This is a genomic window from Clostridia bacterium (assembly GCA_035628995.1).
Lineage (GTDB): Bacteria > Bacillota > Clostridia > Lutisporales > Lutisporaceae > BRH-c25.
Genome location: DASPIR010000021.1, coordinates 25,899 through 45,720 on the forward strand (window position 1 = coordinate 25,899; position 19,822 = coordinate 45,720).

The 19,822-nt window shown below is 40.5% G+C and carries 24 protein-coding genes and 1 pseudogene; 21 read left to right on the forward strand and 4 right to left on the reverse strand.

What is annotated here, in order from left to right; genetic code table 11:
• Positions 1–34 precede the first annotated feature (34 nt).
• Together VEB00_05935 and VEB00_05940 are read left to right on the forward strand one after the other, a co-directional pair.
• Entirely contained in the window at positions 35–553 is a 519-nt protein-coding gene (locus VEB00_05935) for a hypothetical protein (protein ID HYF82549.1), read from the forward strand.
• Between the two features lie 136 nt (positions 554–689).
• Entirely contained in the window at positions 690–1,136 is a 447-nt protein-coding gene (locus VEB00_05940) for a C-GCAxxG-C-C family protein (protein ID HYF82550.1), read from the forward strand.
• A 45-nt stretch (positions 1,137–1,181) separates the two neighbouring features.
• Here VEB00_05940 and fba read toward each other — a convergent pair whose 3' ends face one another.
• Complete coding sequence (gene fba / locus VEB00_05945) at positions 1,182–2,111, reverse strand: class II fructose-1,6-bisphosphate aldolase (protein ID HYF82551.1); 930 nt, start codon at positions 2,109–2,111, stop codon at positions 1,182–1,184.
• Between the two features lie 276 nt (positions 2,112–2,387).
• Positions 2,388–3,404, reverse strand: a complete 1,017-nt coding sequence (locus VEB00_05950; GenBank protein HYF82552.1) for an HD-GYP domain-containing protein — start codon at positions 3,402–3,404, stop codon at positions 2,388–2,390.
• 322 nt (positions 3,405–3,726) lie between these two features.
• On the opposite strand from VEB00_05950, the gene VEB00_05955 reads away from it, so the two are divergent.
• Entirely contained in the window at positions 3,727–4,314 is a 588-nt protein-coding gene (locus VEB00_05955; GenBank protein ID HYF82553.1) for a GNAT family protein, read from the forward strand.
• Positions 4,315–4,364: 50 nt separating this feature from the next.
• Here VEB00_05955 and VEB00_05960 read toward each other — a convergent pair.
• Positions 4,365–4,730 (reverse strand): annotated as a pseudogene (locus VEB00_05960) (lytic transglycosylase domain-containing protein).
• 429 nt (positions 4,731–5,159) lie between these two features.
• Between VEB00_05960 and VEB00_05965 the strand changes: the two are divergent.
• The 10 genes from VEB00_05965 to nuoF all read left to right on the forward strand — a co-directional run bounded on the left by VEB00_05965 (position 5,160) and on the right by nuoF (position 12,663).
• Positions 5,160–5,957, forward strand: coding sequence for a hypothetical protein (locus tag VEB00_05965; protein ID HYF82554.1), 798 nt, complete (start codon positions 5,160–5,162; stop codon positions 5,955–5,957).
• A 30-nt stretch (positions 5,958–5,987) separates the two neighbouring features.
• A complete protein-coding gene (locus tag VEB00_05970; protein ID HYF82555.1) occupies positions 5,988–6,341 on the forward strand; it encodes a DRTGG domain-containing protein in 354 nt (117 codons plus the stop codon).
• An 88-nt stretch (positions 6,342–6,429) separates the two neighbouring features.
• Positions 6,430–6,861, forward strand: a complete 432-nt coding sequence (locus VEB00_05975) for an ATP-binding protein (protein ID HYF82556.1) — start codon at positions 6,430–6,432, stop codon at positions 6,859–6,861.
• A gap of 1 nt (position 6,862) precedes the next feature.
• On the forward strand, positions 6,863–8,134 hold the full coding sequence (locus VEB00_05980; protein HYF82557.1) for a [Fe-Fe] hydrogenase large subunit C-terminal domain-containing protein: 1,272 nt from the start codon (positions 6,863–6,865) through the stop codon (positions 8,132–8,134).
• Positions 8,135–8,160: 26 nt separating this feature from the next.
• Positions 8,161–8,496 carry an AraC family transcriptional regulator gene (locus VEB00_05985; GenBank protein ID HYF82558.1) on the forward strand — a complete coding sequence of 112 codons (336 nt, stop codon included), beginning with the start codon at positions 8,161–8,163 and terminating at the stop codon, positions 8,494–8,496.
• A gap of 1 nt (position 8,497) precedes the next feature.
• Positions 8,498–9,223, forward strand: coding sequence for a PHP domain-containing protein (locus VEB00_05990; GenBank protein HYF82559.1), 726 nt, complete (start codon positions 8,498–8,500; stop codon positions 9,221–9,223).
• Between the two features lie 175 nt (positions 9,224–9,398).
• Positions 9,399–9,872 (forward strand): NADH-quinone oxidoreductase subunit NuoE, encoded by a 474-nt coding sequence (nuoE, locus tag VEB00_05995; GenBank protein ID HYF82560.1) that lies wholly within the window; start codon positions 9,399–9,401, stop codon positions 9,870–9,872.
• Between the two features lie 9 nt (positions 9,873–9,881).
• Positions 9,882–10,445: an ATP-binding protein gene (locus VEB00_06000; GenBank protein ID HYF82561.1), complete on the forward strand. Its 564-nt coding sequence runs from the start codon at positions 9,882–9,884 to the stop codon at positions 10,443–10,445.
• Between the two features lies 1 nt (position 10,446).
• Positions 10,447–10,815 carry a (2Fe-2S) ferredoxin domain-containing protein gene (locus VEB00_06005; protein HYF82562.1) on the forward strand — a complete coding sequence of 123 codons (369 nt, stop codon included), beginning with the start codon at positions 10,447–10,449 and terminating at the stop codon, positions 10,813–10,815.
• Positions 10,816–10,869: 54 nt separating this feature from the next.
• Complete coding sequence (nuoF, locus tag VEB00_06010) at positions 10,870–12,663, forward strand: NADH-quinone oxidoreductase subunit NuoF (GenBank protein HYF82563.1); 1,794 nt, start codon at positions 10,870–10,872, stop codon at positions 12,661–12,663.
• A gap of 19 nt (positions 12,664–12,682) precedes the next feature.
• Here the strand turns inward: nuoF and VEB00_06015 are convergent, their stop codons facing one another.
• Positions 12,683–13,207: a DUF3189 family protein gene (locus VEB00_06015; GenBank protein HYF82564.1), complete on the reverse strand. Its 525-nt coding sequence runs from the start codon at positions 13,205–13,207 to the stop codon at positions 12,683–12,685.
• Positions 13,208–13,491: 284 nt separating this feature from the next.
• Here VEB00_06015 and rsxC point away from each other — a divergent pair, with 284 nt between their 5' ends.
• From rsxC to VEB00_06055, 8 genes are all read left to right on the forward strand, one after another.
• Positions 13,492–14,823, forward strand: coding sequence for an electron transport complex subunit RsxC (rsxC, locus tag VEB00_06020; GenBank protein HYF82565.1), 1,332 nt, complete (start codon positions 13,492–13,494; stop codon positions 14,821–14,823).
• A gap of 14 nt (positions 14,824–14,837) precedes the next feature.
• The gene (locus tag VEB00_06025) at positions 14,838–15,791 is read left to right on the forward strand and encodes an RnfABCDGE type electron transport complex subunit D (GenBank protein ID HYF82566.1); all 954 of its coding nucleotides are present in this window, start codon (positions 14,838–14,840) and stop codon (positions 15,789–15,791) included.
• Positions 15,784–16,368 (forward strand): RnfABCDGE type electron transport complex subunit G, encoded by a 585-nt coding sequence (locus VEB00_06030; GenBank protein ID HYF82567.1) that lies wholly within the window; start codon positions 15,784–15,786, stop codon positions 16,366–16,368. Before VEB00_06025 ends, VEB00_06030 begins: the two co-directional genes overlap by 8 nt.
• Before the next feature lie 139 nt (positions 16,369–16,507).
• Entirely contained in the window at positions 16,508–17,104 is a 597-nt protein-coding gene (locus VEB00_06035) for an electron transport complex subunit E (GenBank protein HYF82568.1), read from the forward strand.
• A 14-nt stretch (positions 17,105–17,118) separates the two neighbouring features.
• Complete coding sequence (gene rsxA, locus VEB00_06040) at positions 17,119–17,703, forward strand: electron transport complex subunit RsxA (protein HYF82569.1); 585 nt, start codon at positions 17,119–17,121, stop codon at positions 17,701–17,703.
• Between the two features lie 30 nt (positions 17,704–17,733).
• The gene (locus VEB00_06045) at positions 17,734–18,708 is read left to right on the forward strand and encodes a Fe-S cluster domain-containing protein (protein ID HYF82570.1); all 975 of its coding nucleotides are present in this window, start codon (positions 17,734–17,736) and stop codon (positions 18,706–18,708) included.
• Positions 18,709–18,955: 247 nt separating this feature from the next.
• A complete protein-coding gene (locus VEB00_06050; GenBank protein ID HYF82571.1) occupies positions 18,956–19,210 on the forward strand; it encodes a DUF4321 domain-containing protein in 255 nt (84 codons plus the stop codon).
• 32 nt (positions 19,211–19,242) lie between these two features.
• Positions 19,243–19,812, forward strand: a complete 570-nt coding sequence (locus VEB00_06055; protein ID HYF82572.1) for a Maf family protein — start codon at positions 19,243–19,245, stop codon at positions 19,810–19,812.
• Positions 19,813–19,822 lie beyond the last annotated feature (10 nt).

Here is a 19,822-nt window from a genome sequence, read left to right on the forward strand (position 1 = left end):
TAGTTCTCTTATAATCTTTATAGGCGGTGACATTATGAGCAGGAAAATAGCTTTTATTGGTATATTTACCGGTGCAGCGGTGGTGCTTTTGTATATGGATTCAATAATGCCTACCGGCAAGCTGACATTATATTTTTTGGCATCTTTGCCCGTAGCCTTTGCGGTAATTGAGTTTGGGACAGGAGCAGGAATTGCACTATATTTCACTACATGTGTCCTGTCTGTACTGGTGACAGGCAATATATTTGGAATAGTGCCTTTCATGTTGTTTTTCGGGCATTACCCAATATCCAAGTATATAATAGAAAGGGGAAGGCAAGCGGCGGCTGAAATACTGCTTAAGCTTGCGGTCTTCAATATATCAGGACTTTTATGGTATTTGCTTTTCAAGAGTCTTTTCATTGCAGCTCTTCCTCCCCAATTCACCAAGAACAGCGTACTGTTGGTAGGTTTCATAGCGGCTTTGCAGCTGGTATTCTTTATATATGACTATGCATTTTCGAGACTGCTTTTTTATTATAAGTCCAGGTTGAGCATATTCAAGAGCAGATAGATAAATTCATAAAAGTCAGGGGGGATTATATGCTGGAAGAGAAAGTCGGGGGCAGGTACATAAGGGAGTGGAAGAGGGAAGACAACTCGGCAAACTAAAGAACTAATCTTAATTTACATTAGGGGGAGAATCGATAATGGGAAAATATGAAGAGACTCAGGCTAAAGTATTGAACTACTTTAACGACGGCTATAACTGCTGCGAATCAGTTGTAATGGCTGTATGTGATCATTTGGGTTTGGACAAGGAAATACCACAGAGAATCGCAACTCCTTTTGGAAGCGGAATGAGCAGGAACGGCAGCAACTGCGGTGCACTGAATGCAGCCTTCATCTGCATGGGCTTGGTGGGTGGAAGGAAGTCCAGCGAGGACAGCCGTGACACCTCATATATACCGGCAGACAGAGTATTTGCTAAGTTCAAAGAGAAATATGGCTCGGTCAGCTGCTATGATATAACAGGCGTAAATCTCAGAGATCCTGAGGTAGCTGCCAAGAACAAGGAAAGAATGCACAATGAGCTTTGCGGACCTATTGTGAAGCAAGTTACGCAGTGGGTGCTGGAGGAATTGGATAACAAGTAGAATAAAAGGCTGTAACCGTTTGGTTATAGCCTTTTTATCCCATATTTACATTTTGCCGCTGCAGTTCAGCACATTCTTTATCTTATGCTTCACCATGTTCGTTATAGCTTCTCTTGCCGGCTTCAGATACTGTCTCGGGTCGAAATCTCCTGGGTTTTCTGCAAAGTGCTTTCTTACAGAAGCAGTCATTGCAAGTCTCAGGTCTGTATCTATGTTTATTTTGCAAACTCCGAGCTTTCCAGCCCTTAAGAGCATATCCTCAGGAACACCTTGTGCTCCTGCAACGTTTCCACCGTACTTATTGCAAAGCGCCACAAACTCAGGAAGCACTGTTGAAGCTCCATGTAGAACTAATGGGTAGTTTGGCAGCAGCTTCGATATTTTCTCGAGTCTTGCAAAATCCAACTCAGGTTCGCCTTTGAACTTATATGCACCATGACTTGTACCTATAGCTATTGCAAGGGAGTCAACCCCTGTTCTTTGAACAAATTCAACTGCCTGATCAGGATCTGTATATGTAGCATCTTTTGCGGAAACCTTCACAGCATCCTCAACGCCTGCCAGCTTGCCCAGCTCAGCCTCTACAACCACACCTCTCGCATGAGCGTATTCAACAACCTTCTTTGTAACTGCTATGTTTTCTTCGAAGGAATGCTTGGAGCCGTCAATCATTACGGATGTGAAACCCCCATCTATGCAGGATTTGCAAATCTCAAAATCATCACCATGATCCAAGTGCAGGCAGATCGGGAGACCACTGTCTTCAACCGCTGCTTCAACCAACTTCATAAGATACACATGCTTCGCATATTTTCTTGCACCTGCAGAAACCTGGAGTATAAGAGGAGCTTTCTCTTCCTTTGCTGCATCAACGATACCCTGGATTATCTCCATGTTGTTGACATTGAACGCACCTACTGCATATTGACCTTCATATGCATTCTTGAACATTTCCTTTGTTGTTACTAATGGCATGATAATACCTCCTTTGATATATATAAGTATATCTAATATTTATAGTAGTCATTCACATTAGAATGAAACTATATTACATAGAAAACCATATAATGTTGCATTATATGAGATATATAATAGTATGGGTCAATATAAGTCCCGCTACATTAAAATGTGTCCATACCACTTTTTTATTATACCAGATATTTTCTCATTTGTACCAAAAAATTCAATAAAAAAAGAACTAATTTCGGGTGGAGTGCAGCTTACAGCTGAATACCCTAATTAGTTCAATTATTACAGCATTTCTACAATTTTCAGGTCAAGTCTGCTGCTAAGGTCGATTATCGAGTCTTTCGATTTTACAAGAGGCTTGGAAATCCTGTTGGAATTAATATATATTATCTCCGCTGTGGAGCCATCGCTCAGTTTGACCATGTTTCCAACATAATAGCTTGATATATGCTTTAAGAATGTAAGCATTATACCTGTATCACACTTGGTCAGATATTCACTTTCATACATTTCCAGCACGTCAAATGGCGGCTGACGCTTCTTGTATACACGGTTGGAGGTCATTGCGTCATATACGTCAACAACGGCGAGGACCTTCGCATAATAATGAATCTGGTTTGAGCGCAGTCCGAAGGGATATCCTGAGCCATCCTCTCTTTCGTGATGCATCAATACGCCAAGAGCAACATCCTTGCTTATGCTCTCATTTTGCTCCAGCATCTTATAGGCAGTCACCGGGTGTTTCTTAATCTCATCAAATTCTTTATTCGTAAGTGCGTCAGGCTTGTTCAGGATTTCCGGCGGCACCTTTGATTTTCCTATATCGTGCAATATCCCGCAATAAGAAAGCTGCTCAATTTGAGTATGACTGAGGTTCAGCCAGGAACCCAGCAGGGAGCAGAGCAGGGATACATTCAAGCTGTGAGTATATGTATATTCATTGATTGATCTTACCTTGCTCAGGCAATTAACCAAGTCGTTTATTGAATCGAAGTTATTGCTAAGGCTCTTGGAAACTTCATGTATGCGTTCCATTTCCAAGCCTCTACCGCAGCTTATATCCCATATCACTTGTTTGAACTCTTCAAGATTGTTGTTGTATTGTGCTTCAATAACAACCTGCTTCTTCTCCTTAAACTCATAATCCTTATAGACCTTAACAAAATTCAGGCCAAGTTTCATCAGCTTATTTATAGAGTACTCGTCCAATACGGAGTTCTGGTATAATATTACAGCTCCATAGTCGTTTACAATGTCTGATGCCAATACCATACCAGGTTCACAATCTGAAGTTTTCATTACTCGTACTTCGGCCATTATATCACCTGTTTCTTAAATTTGAAATGTAGGGTGAACAAAATCGCATTTACATAATAATTATAACAGAATTACATAATTATAGTAATAATAAATGCGGATAATAACTTGTCAGGTGCTGTCTGAATTTTTAGATTTACTGAAATATACAAAAATATACTTATAATTATGATTATATATAAAATATTCGCAAAGTAAAGATAATTAGAAATAATGTATAAAAAAGGGAATATTAGGTGGATTATGCAGAAGCGTCTAGAACTAGCCTGTTACAGTGTTTTATTGGGGTCAAAGGAGGAATTCATTGTGTTATGTAGAATATATAAATATCAAATATGATACTGAAAAGGTGAAAAAAATGCTTACTCTAAATATTCAATTGGATAATTTGATTTTTAAAGATATAACCAAGGATGATCTTGGCGATGTCTTGGATTTATATAACCAGAATGAGCAGAACATATATGCTACAGGTATAGATAGAAGGATGTCCCTGGAGGATATCAATGAGAAGTATCTGGAAGTGCTGGTTAACAGCCATGAATTTTTTACGGGTATTTTCCTCAGGGAGGGTGCTGGACTGCAAATGGTTGGTGTTATAAAAGGAAGGATAGATTATGAAAACAGTGAGGAAGCATGGATATCCTCAGTTCTTATTGACAACAGATACCAGAGGCTGGGTATAGGAACTAAGACTGTCGACATTTTGACTGACATGCTGAATAAGAGCTATGATGTTAAAAGATTCTATATAGGCATAATATCCGGAAACAATGTAGGAAAGTGTTTCTGGCAGAAGCTTGGGTTCATATATTTCAGGACTATTGAACAGTATATCAAGCTTAAGAACCTGGCAGCTGACTTTATAATAATGAAAAAGGAAACCACATAAAAAAAACTCCTGGTTCAATCCAGGAATTTTCATTATGTCTTGTTTTTCAAATTTGACATTATACTTCTTACGTAATTCTGAGTTTCTTTGTAAGGTGGTATCCCACCGTACTTTTTAACACTTCCGGGGCCTGCATTGTATGCCGCGAGAGCGTACTCAAGATTGCCGCCGAATTCAGACAGCATATCCTTCAGATATTTTACGCCTCCATCTATATTTTCCTTGGGGTCAAAAGCATTTCTCACGCCTAAAGCTTCTGCGGTTCCAGGCATTAACTGCATGAGTCCCATGGCCCCTGTGCTTGATACTGCCGTTGAGTTAAAGCCTGATTCTGCTTTTATAACTGCCCTTATTATATTGCTGTTGATATTATATTTTTTTGAAGCAGCTTCAATTAATTGACTATAATCGCCGCTCAACTGGCTTTGATCATCAGTTGTTCCAACAATCTCATTCTCAAGCATTTTCTCGAAGCTTGGGGGGGGTTCTTTTAGAAGCTTCACAAAAGGTGGAAGCTGACTTTGTATTTCTGAAAGCTTTTGACGAAGAAGGCCGGATAAAATAGAAGACAACTCAATCAACTCCTTCTGAGATATAGGTTGCATTAAAGCTGGTTCAAGGAAGATGTAGGCAACCTATGAATTCAAGGAATATGATTTTGCAATATTGAAATCGTAATATAAAATGTTTATTGCAAAACATATTGGTACAAGCCTTTATTTCATTTTAATACAAAATGCAGTACTTATCAACAAAAGAGGAAAATTGACAGAATTTATAACGAAATTGATATCGTTTTTATTTTCCATATACAGTATAATTGTATCGAGGTGGTTGGTTTGAGGATGACTAGGTTTGAGAGAAATAGAAATAGAAAGGCTTTGAAGAAGGTTGTCCTTGTTTTATTTCTTGTAATTGTTCCACTGACAGCAGTTGCTGCTTCAATATTCTTTATGAATATATACAATAAAGGAAGCAGTATGGAGGCTTTAGGCGGGACACCCTCAAACAGTGTGGTTGCCTTCAAATACAACTATGAAATAAATAGCAAAGCTCTTTACAGAATAGAGCTTCAAAGCTCAGAGAGCTTCGAAGAAGCAGGAGCCTATCTAAAGAGCATTAAAGCCAAGAAGTTAAATGGCTTTATAGTTAAAGAGAAGGGCTATAAAGTCATATACGGTGTTTTTGTCAGCCAGGATGAGGCAGACAAAGTGCAGGACAGTATAGCAGTAAAAGTAAAAGGCAGCATAGTTGAGACCAGACTCCCAGGCTACAGCTTAAAATATAATGAGACGGACAATACATTTATACAGCTGGTACAGGCAACAGACAAGCTTATCTGGGAGACTGCGAAGTCAAAGTCCATGATTAGCCAGGAAATCGCTTTAAAGTCGAATGTCGATCTTGCGCCTGCGCTTGAAGAAATCTCAAAGGGTGAGGTTAAGCTGGAGAAATACCTGGGCTATGCGGAAAATATAAATGTGTCCAAGGAGCAGATGGTTTTCAGGGAAAATTTCGTAATACTGCTGAAAGAGGTGCTTGCTCACAAGCTTGACAATGAGAAGGATTATTATAGAATTCAGGATGGTATGATGAACCAGCTTGAAGCGTACAAAAAATTTATAGGAAAGCTTTTGATATAGCGAGATTGGAAAGTAAAAGGGGGTATATTCATGAAAATATGCGACGTTAGCAACATATTGAACGCAGAGGTGTTGTGTGGAGATAAGAATTTGAACAAGGAGGTTTCCTATGCCTTCGGTTCTGATCTTATGAGCGACGTTCTGGCTTTTGTAAAAGGAAAGACGATTCTCCTTACCGGACTTACCAACCAGCAGGTGGTAAGAACAGCTGAAATGGCTGATTTAAGCGCCATAGTTTTTGTCAGGGGGAAAAAACCTGAAGAGGATATTATAAGTCTGGCTTGCGAGAATGAGATTGTGCTTCTCTCGACCAGGGATACTTTGTATACGGCTTCAGGAAAGCTATACAGCAACGGGCTTGAAGGAGTAAGCATAGGCCTGTAGGGGACTGCACCCTCGCGGTTCTGTTTTGGTTAGATGCCCTCGTTGTACTGTTTGTAATTTATAGAGTCAATTTATGGAGGAAATACTAATGCAAGATATAAATTATGCATTTACTGTTGAAAAAGATGATTTTGTCAGAGCAGGAGAAGCATCCAGCAATATAAAAAAGATTTTGAGACAGTTGGGGATTGATTCTGCTGTCATAAGAAATATATCTATTGCTACTTATGAAGCAGAGATGAATATTGTAATTCACTCCATGGGCGGTCATATTGAACTGGAGATCACCCCGGGGTTTATAAAAATAACAGCAAGTGATAGAGGTCCTGGCATAGCTAATGTTGAACTCGCTATGCAGGAGGGTTATTCAACAGCTACAGATAAAATCAGGGAAATGGGCTTCGGAGCTGGTATGGGTTTGCCAAATATGAAAAAATGCTCCGATAGATTTAGTGTGGATTCTTCTGCAGGAAAAGGTACGGTAATTTCTATGGAAGTTGATTTGAAAGCAGGTGATTGAAATGGGAGGGAAGTACTTTCACTCGGTTGTGCTGAATGATGACAGATGTGTCGGCTGTACAAGCTGTCTAAAAATATGTCCAACTGAAGCAATAAGGCTGAGAGAGGGAAAGGCTCGGATAATAGGCGAAAAATGCATTGACTGCGGCGAATGTATTAGAATATGCCCCAACCATGCTAAGAATGCAGTCACAGATACTCTTGACATCATGAAAAGGTACAAATACACTATTGCTATACCTTCTCTGGTGCTTTACGGGCAATTTCCCGGGAATGTCGGAATAAATGAGATGCTGGCAGCAATAAGGAAAATAGGGTTTGACGAGATATACGAAGCATCGGTTGGCACGGAGATAATAACCAATGTATTAAAAAACCACATACTTAAGAATCCGGACAAGAAGAGACCGATAATAAATGCTACCTGTCCCGCAATACTTAGGCTTATACAGATCAGGTTCCCTGAGCTGCTGCCTAATGTGGCCGATATAGAAACTCCTATGGAGATAGCAGCGCGGTTGGCAAAGATAGAAGCTGTAAAAAAGACTGGCTTGTCCATAGCTGAGATAGGAGTTGTTTTCATTTCACCATGTACTGCAAGGATGACAAGTGTGACAAATCCATTGGGCATTAAGAATTCTTATATCGATGGGGTATTGTCAATGAAGGCGGTTTACGGTGAAATATTGCGGAATATTAGCAGCAGCAAAGCTGAAGATATTACCAGAAGTAGCAAGGAGTCACTGCTCTGGCCTTTAGTTGGAGGTCAGGGGGAACCGCTGGGAATAGAGAATTATCTTGCTGTTGATGGGATACATGAGGTTATCAAGGTGTTGGAAGAAATTGAGATGGATAAGCTGGACGGACTGGAGTTCTTTGAGGGCATGGCTTGTATAGGAGGGTGTGTAGGCGGACCGCTTACCATTGAGAACCCCCATATTGCCAAAAACCGTATGAAGGCACTGTCAAAAGGGCTATCGAGCTCGAATACCTGTGAAGAAGAGATAAAAGCACAAATAGAAATGTATAAGGATGGTTTGATAAGGCTTACAGAAAAAATTGAGCCTAGAGCAATAATGCGTCTGGATGACGATATTTCCAAGTCAATGAGAAAAATGGAAATGATAAAGGAAATATTAAAATACCTGCCAGGTATTGATTGCGGCGTTTGCGGAGCACCAACCTGCAGGGCTTTTGCAGAAGATATTGTAAAGGGTGAGAATCAAAAGGCCATTTGCATAGTTAAGACAATGGAAAGCTTCAAAAATAAGTAAAAGATAAATTAGCAGGAGGTTTAGATATGATAATAAGAGAATGCAGTGAGAAAATGGGATTAAAGCTGTTGGCCGGAACTAACGGCATAGATAAGGAATTGGGAGGAGCTTATATTTGTGATCTATTAAGCTGGGTCATGGCCCATGGCAAGAAGAATGATGCATGGATAACTGTTCAAACTCACTCAAACATAATAGCAGTGGCAGCATTGTTGGAGCTGGGCTGTATTATTGTACCGGAAGGCATAGAGGTTGAAGAGGATACTTTACGTAAGGCTGAGGAAGAGAACATTGCAGTTTTTCAATCAAATCTGAGCGCTTACGAGCTTGCAAAAGAACTTTACAAGATGGGAATTGAATAGCATGGAATTTGCGGTGGATTTTCACATACACACGGCATTATCACCGTGTGGTGATGAGGACATGACACCAAGTAATATAGTGAATATGGCTCTTCTAAAAGGACTCGATATTATAGCCGTTACGGATCACAACTCCTGCGGCAATCTTCCGGCAGTTATGGAAGTGGCAAGAGAAAACGGGCTGATGGTTATCCCGGGGATGGAAGTCCAGACAAAGGAAGAAGTCCACGTAGTCTGCCTTTTCAAAAAAATAGAGGGAGCTTTAAAATTTGCTGAGATAGTATATAATTCCTTGCCAGATATAAAGAATAATGAGGAAGTGTTTGGGCGCCAACTGCTTTTCAATGCAAGAGATGAAATAGTTGGAAAAGAAGAGAGACTTCTGCTGTCTTCGGTCGCTCTTTCGGTCAATGACGTTTTTATATTGGTCAGAGGACTTGGAGGAATTTGTATTCCAGCTCATGTGGACAGACCAAGTTTTAGTATTATTGCAAATCTTGGCTTCATCCCTGCCAATCTCAAAGTAAAAACAATAGAGATATCAAAAAAGTTCACTCCAGAAGCTGCTTTTAAAAAATACCCATTCTTAAGTAAGTTCAATTATATAGTATCCTCTGATGCTCATTATCTGGAAGATATAAGTGAGAGAGAATTCTTTATCGAGCTGGATTGCCTGAGTATAAGTGAGATTTTTGATAAGCTTGAGGTCAAGGAAGAGGCTATGTAACTATTTAATTTGCTCAATTTTTAATAAAATATGCGAAAAAATAAAAAAAATTCAAAATAATTGTTAAAAAATTATCTAGTTTGTGTTACAATATTGGAGGGCATAAATTGACAAATTTATATCAATCGAAATTAATAATTTCCAATTCTAAATATTTGAAGGAGGGAACTCTTTAATGTCTGACGCTGCAATGAAAGAAAAGATGGAGAAACTGGAGCATGTACTTATAGAGCACAAGGATCAGCAAGGTGCTTTAATGCCAGTTCTTCATGAAACTCAGGAATTATTCGGGTATATTCCTGAAGAAGCACAGAAGAGAATCTCAGAGGTATTGAACGTCTCATTGGCTGAAATATATGGCGTAGCCACTTTTTATTCAAGGTTTACCTTGAAGCCAAGAGGTAAGAACACAGTAAGTGTGTGCCTTGGAACAGCATGCTATGTTAAAAACGCACAAGGAATACTGGATAAGCTCAAAGAAGAGCTTAAAGTAGCGGCTGGAGAAACAACAGGAGATGGAATATTCACACTTGAGGCAACCAGATGTCTTGGCTGCTGCGGACTTGCTCCGGTAATGATGATAAATGAAGAAGTATATGGCAAATTAGTACCTGAAGATATTCCAGACATATTGAAGAAGTATCAATAGTATTTACTTATGAAAGATTTATCGCTGCATATTCTGGACTTGTCCCAAAATTCAGTTTCAGCAGGGGCTAGTCTTGTGAAAATTACTATTCATGAAGATATAGAAATGAATAAACTTACTATATATATAGAAGACAACGGAGCAGGCATGGATAAAGATTTTCTAGAAAGGGTCAAAGATCCCTTTGTTACTACGAGGACCACCAGAAAAGTCGGTCTTGGCATACCGCTTATGCTGGCGTCTTGCACTAGATGTGAGGGAGACCTTGTGATTGAATCACAGAAAAATGTTGGAACCAAGCTTACAGCCACATTTAAGCACAGCCATATTGACAGAGCTCCCATGGGCGACATGTCTGAAACCATGTTGAGCCTTGTCCTCGCAGGCAATGATAGTAGTAAAGCTGTTGATTTTGTATATAGGCATATTATAGGCCATAGGGATTTTTGCTTTGATACAAGAGAGATAAGGACTGCGTTGGGTAATGATGTGCAGCTTTGTGAACCTGACGTTCTGATGTGGATAAAGGATTATATTAATGAAGGTTTAGTGAATTTACGCGGAGGTGTGTAAAATGAAAACAATTCAGGAATTAGAAGCGATTAGAAAGAAAACCCTTGACACAATCAATGTTAGAAAGGATAGATCTGGCACTAGAGTAGTGGTAGGGATGGCAACCTGCGGCATAGCTGCAGGAGCAAGACCAGTGCTTCTTTCGATAATGGATGAAGTAAAGAAATACGATTTGGCGGATGTAGTTGTTGCACAGACAGGCTGTATAGGCATGTGCAGGCTGGAGCCTATTGTAGAGGTATACAAACCCGGAGAAGATAAGGTAACTTATATAAAAGTTAATGCTGCAAAGGCCATAAGAATTGTAAACGAACATATTATTCAAGGCAAGGTTGTCGATGAATATACAATCGGAGTCGGAGATAAATAGGCGAAGGCTTGCAGAACAGAAAGCAATTACAGTAATCTGTTAGGAGGTAAATAAATGGAAATGTATCGTTCCCATGTCATGATTTGCAGAGGTACTGGCTGTACTTCAACAAATTCGGAACAAATTGCAAAGAACTTTGAAGAAGAAATTAAGAAGCATGGTCTGGATGGTGAAGTTGTCGTAGAAAGGACTGGCTGCTTTGGACTTTGTGCCCTTGGACCAGTAGTAATAATATATCCTGAAGCTTCTTTTTACAGTATGGTTAAGCCTGAGGATGTTGAGGAAATTGTAAAAGAGCACCTGGTAAAAGGAAGAGTTGTAAAGAGACTGCTTTATGCAGAATCTGTTGAGGGAAACAGAATAAAAGCAATTGAAGAGGTTGACTTCTATAAGAAGCAGGTCAGAGTTGCTTTAAGAAACTGTGGTATTATAAATCCTGAGAATATAGATGAATATATAGCTTTTGACGGCTACAAAGCTCTTGCCAAGGTACTTACAGAGATGACGCCGGCAGAAGTAGTAGATACAGTGAAGAAATCAGGACTTAGAGGAAGAGGCGGCGCAGGATTCCCTACCGGTATGAAATGGGATTTCGCTGCAAAGTCACAGAACGATCAGAAATATGTTCTGTGTAATGCGGACGAAGGAGATCCGGGAGCATTCATGGACAGAAGCGTGCTTGAAGGAGACCCGCATTCAGTGTTGGAAGCAATGACTATTGCAGGCTATGCAATAGGTGCCAATCAGGGATATATTTATTGCAGAGCGGAATATCCAATAGCTGTTAAACGTCTTGCAATAGCAATAGGGCAGGCTAGGGAATATGGACTTCTAGGTGAAAACATAATGGGAACAGGCTTCAAATTTGACCTTGAAATAAGACTTGGAGCTGGAGCCTTCGTATGCGGAGAGGAAACCGCTCTGATAGCTTCGATTGAGGGGCAGAGAGGTATGCCAAGACCAAGACCTCCGTTCCCGGCAGTAAAAGGATTGTTTGGAAAGCCAACAATACTGAATAATGTAGAAACCTATGCAAACATAGCTCCAATATTCAATAAAGGTCCGGAATGGTTTGCCAGTATGGGAACTGAAAAGTCAAAGGGTACAAAAGTATTTGCACTTGGCGGCAAGATAAACAACACAGGACTTGTTGAAATCCCGATGGGAACAACCATGAGGGAAGTTATATATGAAATAGGGGGAGGCTGTCCAAACGGCAAGAAATACAAAGCTGCTCAGACAGGTGGGCCTTCAGGCGGCTGCATACCTGCAAGCGAGCTTGATGTAGCTATAGATTATGAGAACCTTATTGCGCTCGGTTCCATGATGGGTTCCGGAGGACTCATAGTTATGGATGAAGACAACTGTATGGTTGACATAGCAAGGTTCTTCCTAGACTTCACAGTTGACGAATCCTGCGGTAAGTGTACTCCATGCCGTGAAGGTACAAAAAGAATGCTCGAAATATTGGAAAGAATCACAGAAGGCAAGGGCGAAGCTGGCGATATTGAGAAGCTCGAAACACTTGCAAAGAATATTAAAAACTCGGCTCTGTGCGGGCTTGGGCAAACAGCGCCAAACCCAGTGCTTTCTACATTGAGATATTTCAGGGATGAGTATGAGGCACACATAAATGAAAAGAGATGTCCGGCAGGAGTATGCCAAGCGCTTCTAAACTATACAATACTGGAAGATAAATGCAAGGGCTGCGGAATATGTGCAAAGCAGTGTCCGACATCCTGCATCTCAGGACAGCCAAAGAGCGCTTATAGCATAGATTCCAGCAAATGTGCAAAATGCGGGGTTTGCCTGCAGAAGTGCCCATTCAAGGCGATTATAAAGAAATAATTATAAATAAAAGGCCGGCTCAGTTGAAAACACTGAGTCGGCCTTTTACATCTATATCGAGGACCAGGCATTCATTGGATTTTTCACGACAGATTTCCTTTGACTTTTCGACCAGTTTTGTTATATTATAATATGTCTGCTGTGCACCTTTCGCAAGGAGGGGAACTCCGATAAAGTTAATATGGAGACCTCTGGAAAAAAAACCGCCCATAGTCATTAAAGGGGGTACGGTAGGTGAGCAGTTTATAAATAAAAAGTGCTCGTCTATACCATTATCCTTGCACAAAGCGATTGCCAAATTACGCATTGCAGGCACCAAAGCTCTTGAAGTACCTCGTCCTATGGTATATACACAATTACCTTCATCGTCGACCCCGTGGAATATAAGGCGGCCCATATCACTATAGGTCAGCCTGTTGAAGTGTTCTATACCTAATATTTCTTGTTTTGTAGGAATTCTGTCCATGGGCAGCTTTTTTAGATGTATAGCGGAGGCAAGTATCGAGGAATGCGTCCCTCCATAACAGTTATAAATAATTACCATACGATGTATTCACCTCAATAATATTATTGGCAGATTGAGAAATAATATATGCACCAGAGCTTATTAACATCAAAGTTTTCAGGCTATCATCAAATTATGATATATGTGTAATGCTTGAAAATGTTGGCATTTGCCCATTTGTGTTAAAATATTATCTAGTAAATTAAAATTATTCCAAAAGGATTTTGTATACAAGCGTCGAATAGATACTAATTGTGAGTTTACACGGTCTCAATTTCTACACTTAAAATATTTATATAAATTAAGGGGTGAGCTAATTGGATATAAGAACATTGACGTTTAAGGGCGGAACTCATCCACCACACAGTAAAAAAGCTACTGAAAATCTGGCAATTGAAAGAGCAAATGAACCTAAAGTTGTTGTAATTCCTATGCAGCAGCATATAGGTGCTCCATGCGACCCTATTGTGCAGATTGGTGATGAGGTAAAGGTAGGGCAGAAGATAGGAGAAGCTAAAGGCTTTGTATCAGTTCCGGTACACTCTAGTGTATCAGGAAAGGTTGTGGCTGTGGAGCCAAGACTTTATTCAGGAGGAATGGCTGTTCCATGTGTTGTTATTGAATCTGACATGCAGAATACCGTTTCGGCTGAAGTTACTCCTAAGGGAGACCTTTCAAAGCTTTCAGCAGAGGATGTAAAAAACATAATAAAAGAAGCTGGTATAGTAGGAATGGGAGGCGCGACCTTCCCGACTCATGTGAAGCTGGCTCCGCCACCTGATAAAAAGGTGGATACAGTAATTTTAAACGGTGCTGAATGTGAACCGTACCTGACTTCAGACCACAGGCTGATGCTTGAATACCCGGATGATGTTGTATTCGGATTACAGGCGCTTATGAAAGCATTGGGAGTGAAAAAAGGGTATATTGGTATTGAGACAAACAAACCCGATGCGATAGAAAAAGTCTATGAAGCAGCTAAAGGAATTGAAGGTATTGAAGTAGTTGCATTAAAAACAAAATATCCACAAGGTGCTGAAAAACAGCTTATTTTTGCATGCACAAAGCGCGAAGTTCCATCAGGCGGGCTGCCTGCAGATGCGGGAGTCGTCGTCAACAATGTCGGAACAGCTGCTGCTGTGGCTCAAGCAATAAAGACAGGGATGCCTTTGATTGAGAGAATAGTAACTATTACAGGTGCTGGAGTGAATAATCCTAAGAACCTTTTAGTAAAGATAGGAACGTCTTTCAGGGAGGTAATAGACCAATGTGGAGGACTTAAGGGCAATATAGGGAAGATTATTGCAGGCGGACCTATGATGGGTATAACCCAATTCTCATTGGATATACCGGCAATAAAAGGCACATCAGGAATTCTCGTGCTTTCTGAAGAGGAAGCAAGGCTGCCTGAGCCTTCAAATTGCATAAGGTGTGGAAAGTGTGTAGAAACATGTCCAATAAATTTAATGCCTGTAAATATCAGTGCATGCTCGCTCGCAAACAAGCATGAGCAGGCTGAGGCATTAAATGCAATGGATTGTATAGAATGTGGATCGTGTTCTTTTGTATGCCCTGCCAAAAGACCGCTTGTTGATTCTATAAGGGTATCAAAACGCGAGATACTGGCTAGGCGCAAAAAAGCCCAGTCTAAGTGATGGGAGGGAAAAGCATGGAAAATACTAGATATTTGGTATCTTCATCGCCGCATATCAGATCTGGGGAAAGTACCCAGAGGATAATGCTGGATGTAATAATTGCACTTATGCCCGCGCTTTTTGCCGGGATATTATACTTTGGGTTCGGAGCACTGACCCTTACAGTTACTGCTGTTGCGTTTGCCGTGGCTACTGAAGCTGTTATGCAGAAGATAATGGGCAAGCCCATTACAATAAATGACTTAAGTGCTGTAGTTACAGGAATGCTTATTGCTTTCAACGTACCGGTTACACTTCCTCTTTGGATAGTAGCTGTTGGATCGGTATTTGCAATCTCAGTCGCAAAACAGTGCTTTGGCGGATTGGGTTTCAACTTTATAAACCCTGCATTGGCAGCGAGAGCTATGCTTCTGGCTTCATGGCCGGTGAGAATGACTACCTGGGTTGCGCCTGGACCAGATGCTGTTTCAACAGCAACACCACTTGCTATCATAAAGGGTGGAGAAGCGGCAGGACAGGCATTGCCAAATGTCATGAATCTCTTTTTGGGCAATGTAGGTGGATGTATAGGTGAGACATCAGCACTTGCACTTATAATTGGCGGAGCTTATCTGTTGTATAGGGGAGTAATAAGCCACAGAATACCTGTTGCTTTTATAGGAACGGTAGCGGTACTTTCATTCCTCTTCGGAGGCTTTGATCCCTTTGCTATGATTTATCATGTATTTGCAGGAGGACTTTTCCTCGGTGCAATATTTATGGCTACAGACTACTCATCATCTCCAATGTCTGCAAGAGGTCAGATAATTTTCGGCGTAGGCTGCGGTATCTTAACTTCGGTTATAAGATTCTATGGAGGCTATCCGGAGGGCGTTTCCTATTCAATACTTCTGATGAACCTTGCAACTCCTCTTATTGATAAGTATACAATGCCCAAGAAATTCGGGGAGGTGAAGAAAAGTGCGTGATTATATTAGATTGGCCGGTGTCTTGTTGCTAGTATGTGCTATTGCTGCTGCAGGTCTAGGTTATACAAATGCAGTAACCTATGAAAAGATACAGGAACAGCTTGTAATTGCAAGCGATGAAGCAAGAAAGACAGTACTTCCCGGAGCGGATGCATTTGAGAAGCTGGATGATAGCACTTTTTCCGCTTTGAAATCCAATGATAAATATAAATTCGTAACAGAAATATATACAGCAAAGGCTGGAGGAAGTATTATAGGCTATGCTGTCAAAGTGGCTCCTAAGGGTTATGCCGGAGCAATAGATGTAGTTGTTGGTGTTACTGCAGATGGCAGTGTACAGGGAATTAAAGTCGGAAACAACAATGAGACTCCAGGACTTGGGAAAAATGCAGCAACTCCGAAGTTCCAGGATCAGTTCGGCGGTAAGACCTGGGGCAATCCAATCAACGTTATAAAGAGCGGTACTCCAAAGGATAATGAAATTGCTGCATTGGCAGGTGCGACAATCACATCAAGGGCAATTGCGGACGGAGTTAACCAGGCCCTTGAAGCGGCAAAGGAATTATCAGGTAAGTAATAAGGTGTTTCGCAGAAAACAATTATAAATTCAAACAAATTCTGCGAAACGGTTACATTGATTGTTATTGAATTCGCACTATACCCATTATGGATACTTGTGTGCGTTCAATATCCGAGAAAATTTGGAGGTGAAAATAATGAATCTTTGGAAGGATTTCAGTAATGGACTCTTAAAAGAGAATCCTACATTCAGGTTGGTCCTTGGAACCTGTCCTACCCTTGCTGTTACTACTGCTGTGTTTAATGGTATTGGTATGGGAATAGCAGCAGCTGCGGTTCTTATAGGCTCAAACCTTATAATATCACTTATAAAAAAGATAGTGCCAAATGAGGTTAGAATTCCGATATATGTTGTAGTTATTGCTACATTTACTACAGTAGTTCAGATGCTTATACAGGCGTTTTCGCCGGAGTTGGATAAACAGCTGGGAATATTTATCCCTCTTATAGTTGTTAACTGTATAATACTTGCCAGAGCAGAAGCTTTTGCAGCAAAGAACCCGCCATTGAATTCTGTTATGGATGGTATTGGAATGGGTCTTGGATTTACAGTTGCTCTTACAGTAATAAGTTCAGTCAGGGAAGTTCTTGGAGCTGGTACATTCTTCGGAATGCAGTTATTCGGAGCAAATTTTGAACCAGCATTGATAATGATACTGCCCCCAGGAGGCTTCATGGTATTTGGACTTTCAATTGCTGCATTTAACAAAATTATGAGCTTGAAAAAGAGCTAAGGAGGAGGATAAAGATGAGACTGGGATTAATAATAATTAGTGCAATATTTATAAATAACTTTGTCCTCTCCAGGTTCTTGGGTATTTGCCCGTTCTTGGGAGTGTCAAAGAAGGTAGAGACTGCAGTAGGAATGAGCTTGGCAGTTACTTTCGTTATGGGTCTTGCATCTGTAATATGCTGGATGGTTCAGTACTTTATTCTTATTCCTCTTGGGATAGGATATATGCAAACCATCGCCTTTATATTGGTTATTGCAGGACTTGTTCAGTTTGTTGAAATGGTTATTAAAAAGACAAGTCCTACACTATATCAGGCACTTGGTGTGTATCTGCCTCTTATTACTACCAACTGCGCAGTGCTAGGGGTTGCTATATTAAATATTCAGAGTAATTACAATCTTATCGAAACCCTTGTAAACGGAGTAGGCGGGGGTCTGAGCTTCACACTTGCAATAGTACTCTTTGCAGGAGTGAGAGAGAGACTTGAGTTTGCACCCACTCCAAAAGCCTTGGACGGATTCCCGATAGCAATGTTGGCAGCCAGCCTGTTTTCCATTGCTTTCCTTGGATTCAGCGGCTTATTTAGTGGATTGCTGTAGTTATTATAGAAAGTAGAGGTGACTACCTTGATTAATAATATAATCTGGCCTGTCATAGTCTTGGGGGGAATCGCAGTTTTCTTCGGTATTGTACTTGCGTATGCATCAAAGAAATTTGCTGTTGAAGTTGACCCTAGGGTTACAGAAGTCAGAGAAGTTTTACCTGGTGCTAACTGCGGCGGATGCGGCTATGCTGGCTGCGATGCTCTAGCAGAGGCCATCGCAAGAGGCGATGCAGCAATTACAACTTGTCCTGTAGGAGGAGCTGAGCTTGCGGCAAAACTTTCTGTGATTATGGGTGTAGAAGCAGGCAGCATGGAACGCGAAGTAGCAAGAGTAATTTGCTGCGGAGATAAGAATAATGCTAAAGAAAAATATGAATATCAGGGCATAGAGGACTGCAAGGCAGCCGAAATGCTCGCAGGTGGATCCAAGAGCTGCCGTTACGGCTGTACTGGACTTGGCACCTGTGTTAGAGAATGTCCATTTGATGCTATTCACGTAGTCAATGGCGCTGCTGTTGTAGATGAAGAAAAATGTACTGCCTGCAAAAAGTGCATAGCAGTATGTCCTAAGGGAATAATCGAACTGGTTCCAGTATCAAATAAGGTAAGAGTGCTTTGCAAGAATCTGGATAAAGGCAAATCTACAATGGATGTTTGCAAGATCGGTTGTATAGCTTGCCAGAAATGCGTAAAAGCATGCAAATTTGATGCAATCAAGGTTGAGAACAATGTAGCGAAGATAGACTACAGCAAATGCGTCAACTGTATGATGTGCGCGGAAGTGTGTCCTACAAAGACCATATACGCAAATTTTGCAGATAGAAAGAAAGCTTTCATTAGTGATGATAAGTGCATAGGCTGCGCAATTTGTAAAAAGCATTGCAACTTCGAAGCAATTGAAGGCGAGCTTAAAAGCAAGCATAAGGTACTGGACGACAAATGTGTCGGCTGCAGTCAATGCTCAGTTAAGTGCCCTAAAGATGCTATTGAAATGAAATAGAATAATATGGTAAACAAGGGTTAACGTAAAGTCGTTAACCCTTGTTTTGTCTATATATTATATAAATTGTCGATTTTTGGATGTTAAATGGGTTCCAAATAAGTTGAAGTCTAGTATTTAAAATGTTAAACTTAAACTTGAGGCATTGTATGAATTACTGGATTCTCACCAATAAAAAACAGATATCGACATTTTACACCTCACAGTTTACAATACATAAGAAATGCTAATAATAAAGGAGTTGAACTTGTTGAGAAGAGAGAGCAGTAGAAGTGGTTTGGTGATGCTTTTAATGGTGATATGCGGTCTAGTTGTAGGAGGCTTCTTAGGTGAGCTGCTGGGCAAGTATCTTCCAATACTGAAGTATGGATATAACTTGGGTATTTCCACACATGAGTGGAATTTTCATGTGCTTAGACTTACATTAGGATTGAACTTTGATATCAATATGTTTAGTATACTTGGTATTGTACTCGCGATTTTTTTATACAAAAAACTTTAGATTCTTAGTATTTAACCGAACAGGGGAGACTTATGAGAATAATACTGGCATCAAATTCACCAAGGAGAAAAGAATTATTATCACAAGCTGGAGTTTTATTTGAAATAATTCCGTCTGAATTTGAGGAGCAGGTAATTGAGCTGCCACCGGAAAAGCTTGTGGAGTATTTTGCCTATATGAAGGCAAAGGATATAGCAGGAGCAGTACAGGGGGAAGCATTGGTAATAGGCTCTGATACAATTGTATACCTTGATGGGATTATGGGAAAACCCAGGGATAAAGAGGACGCCTTCAATATGCTGAAAAACCTTAGCGGGAAGCAGCACCTGGTGTTTTCAGGTCTCAGTATAATCAATACTGCTTCAGGAGAAAGCCAGACCGAGTATGAAAGCACCAAGGTAAAAATGAAGGAACTGAGCGATGCTGAGATTACGGCTTATATAAATACCGGAGAACCGATGGATAAAGCAGGAGCTTACGCAATACAAGGCATGGGTTCATTATTTATTGAAGGAATAGAAGGGGATTATTTTAATGTTGTGGGACTTCCACTGTTCCGACTTGGGAAAATGCTGAATTGTTTTGGGATTAGGCTTATATAGGAGAATGTGC

Excerpts from the sequence above, each read along its gene's own strand:
- VEB00_05935 (HYF82549.1), top strand. The coding sequence starts at position 35 with ATGAGCAGGAAAATAGCTTTTATTGGTATATTTACCGGTGCAGCGGTG.
- VEB00_05940 (HYF82550.1), top strand. The coding sequence starts at position 690 with ATGGGAAAATATGAAGAGACTCAGGCTAAAGTATTGAACTACTTTAAC.
- fba (HYF82551.1), bottom strand. The coding sequence starts at position 2,111 with ATGCCATTAGTAACAACAAAGGAAATGTTCAAGAATGCATATGAAGGT.
- VEB00_05950 (HYF82552.1), bottom strand. The coding sequence starts at position 3,404 with ATGAAAACTTCAGATTGTGAACCTGGTATGGTATTGGCATCAGACATT.
- VEB00_05965 (HYF82554.1), top strand. The coding sequence starts at position 5,160 with ATGACTAGGTTTGAGAGAAATAGAAATAGAAAGGCTTTGAAGAAGGTT.
- VEB00_05970 (HYF82555.1), top strand. The coding sequence starts at position 5,988 with ATGAAAATATGCGACGTTAGCAACATATTGAACGCAGAGGTGTTGTGT.
- VEB00_05975 (HYF82556.1), top strand. The coding sequence starts at position 6,430 with ATGCAAGATATAAATTATGCATTTACTGTTGAAAAAGATGATTTTGTC.
- VEB00_05980 (HYF82557.1), top strand. The coding sequence starts at position 6,863 with ATGGGAGGGAAGTACTTTCACTCGGTTGTGCTGAATGATGACAGATGT.
- VEB00_05985 (HYF82558.1), top strand. The coding sequence starts at position 8,161 with ATGATAATAAGAGAATGCAGTGAGAAAATGGGATTAAAGCTGTTGGCC.
- VEB00_05990 (HYF82559.1), top strand. The coding sequence starts at position 8,498 with ATGGAATTTGCGGTGGATTTTCACATACACACGGCATTATCACCGTGT.
- nuoE (HYF82560.1), top strand. The coding sequence starts at position 9,399 with ATGTCTGACGCTGCAATGAAAGAAAAGATGGAGAAACTGGAGCATGTA.
- VEB00_06000 (HYF82561.1), top strand. The coding sequence starts at position 9,882 with ATGAAAGATTTATCGCTGCATATTCTGGACTTGTCCCAAAATTCAGTT.
- VEB00_06005 (HYF82562.1), top strand. The coding sequence starts at position 10,447 with ATGAAAACAATTCAGGAATTAGAAGCGATTAGAAAGAAAACCCTTGAC.
- nuoF (HYF82563.1), top strand. The coding sequence starts at position 10,870 with ATGGAAATGTATCGTTCCCATGTCATGATTTGCAGAGGTACTGGCTGT.
- VEB00_06015 (HYF82564.1), bottom strand. The coding sequence starts at position 13,207 with ATGGTAATTATTTATAACTGTTATGGAGGGACGCATTCCTCGATACTT.
- VEB00_06025 (HYF82566.1), top strand. The coding sequence starts at position 14,838 with ATGGAAAATACTAGATATTTGGTATCTTCATCGCCGCATATCAGATCT.
- VEB00_06035 (HYF82568.1), top strand. The coding sequence starts at position 16,508 with ATGAATCTTTGGAAGGATTTCAGTAATGGACTCTTAAAAGAGAATCCT.
- rsxA (HYF82569.1), top strand. The coding sequence starts at position 17,119 with ATGAGACTGGGATTAATAATAATTAGTGCAATATTTATAAATAACTTT.
- VEB00_06055 (HYF82572.1), top strand. The coding sequence starts at position 19,243 with ATGAGAATAATACTGGCATCAAATTCACCAAGGAGAAAAGAATTATTA.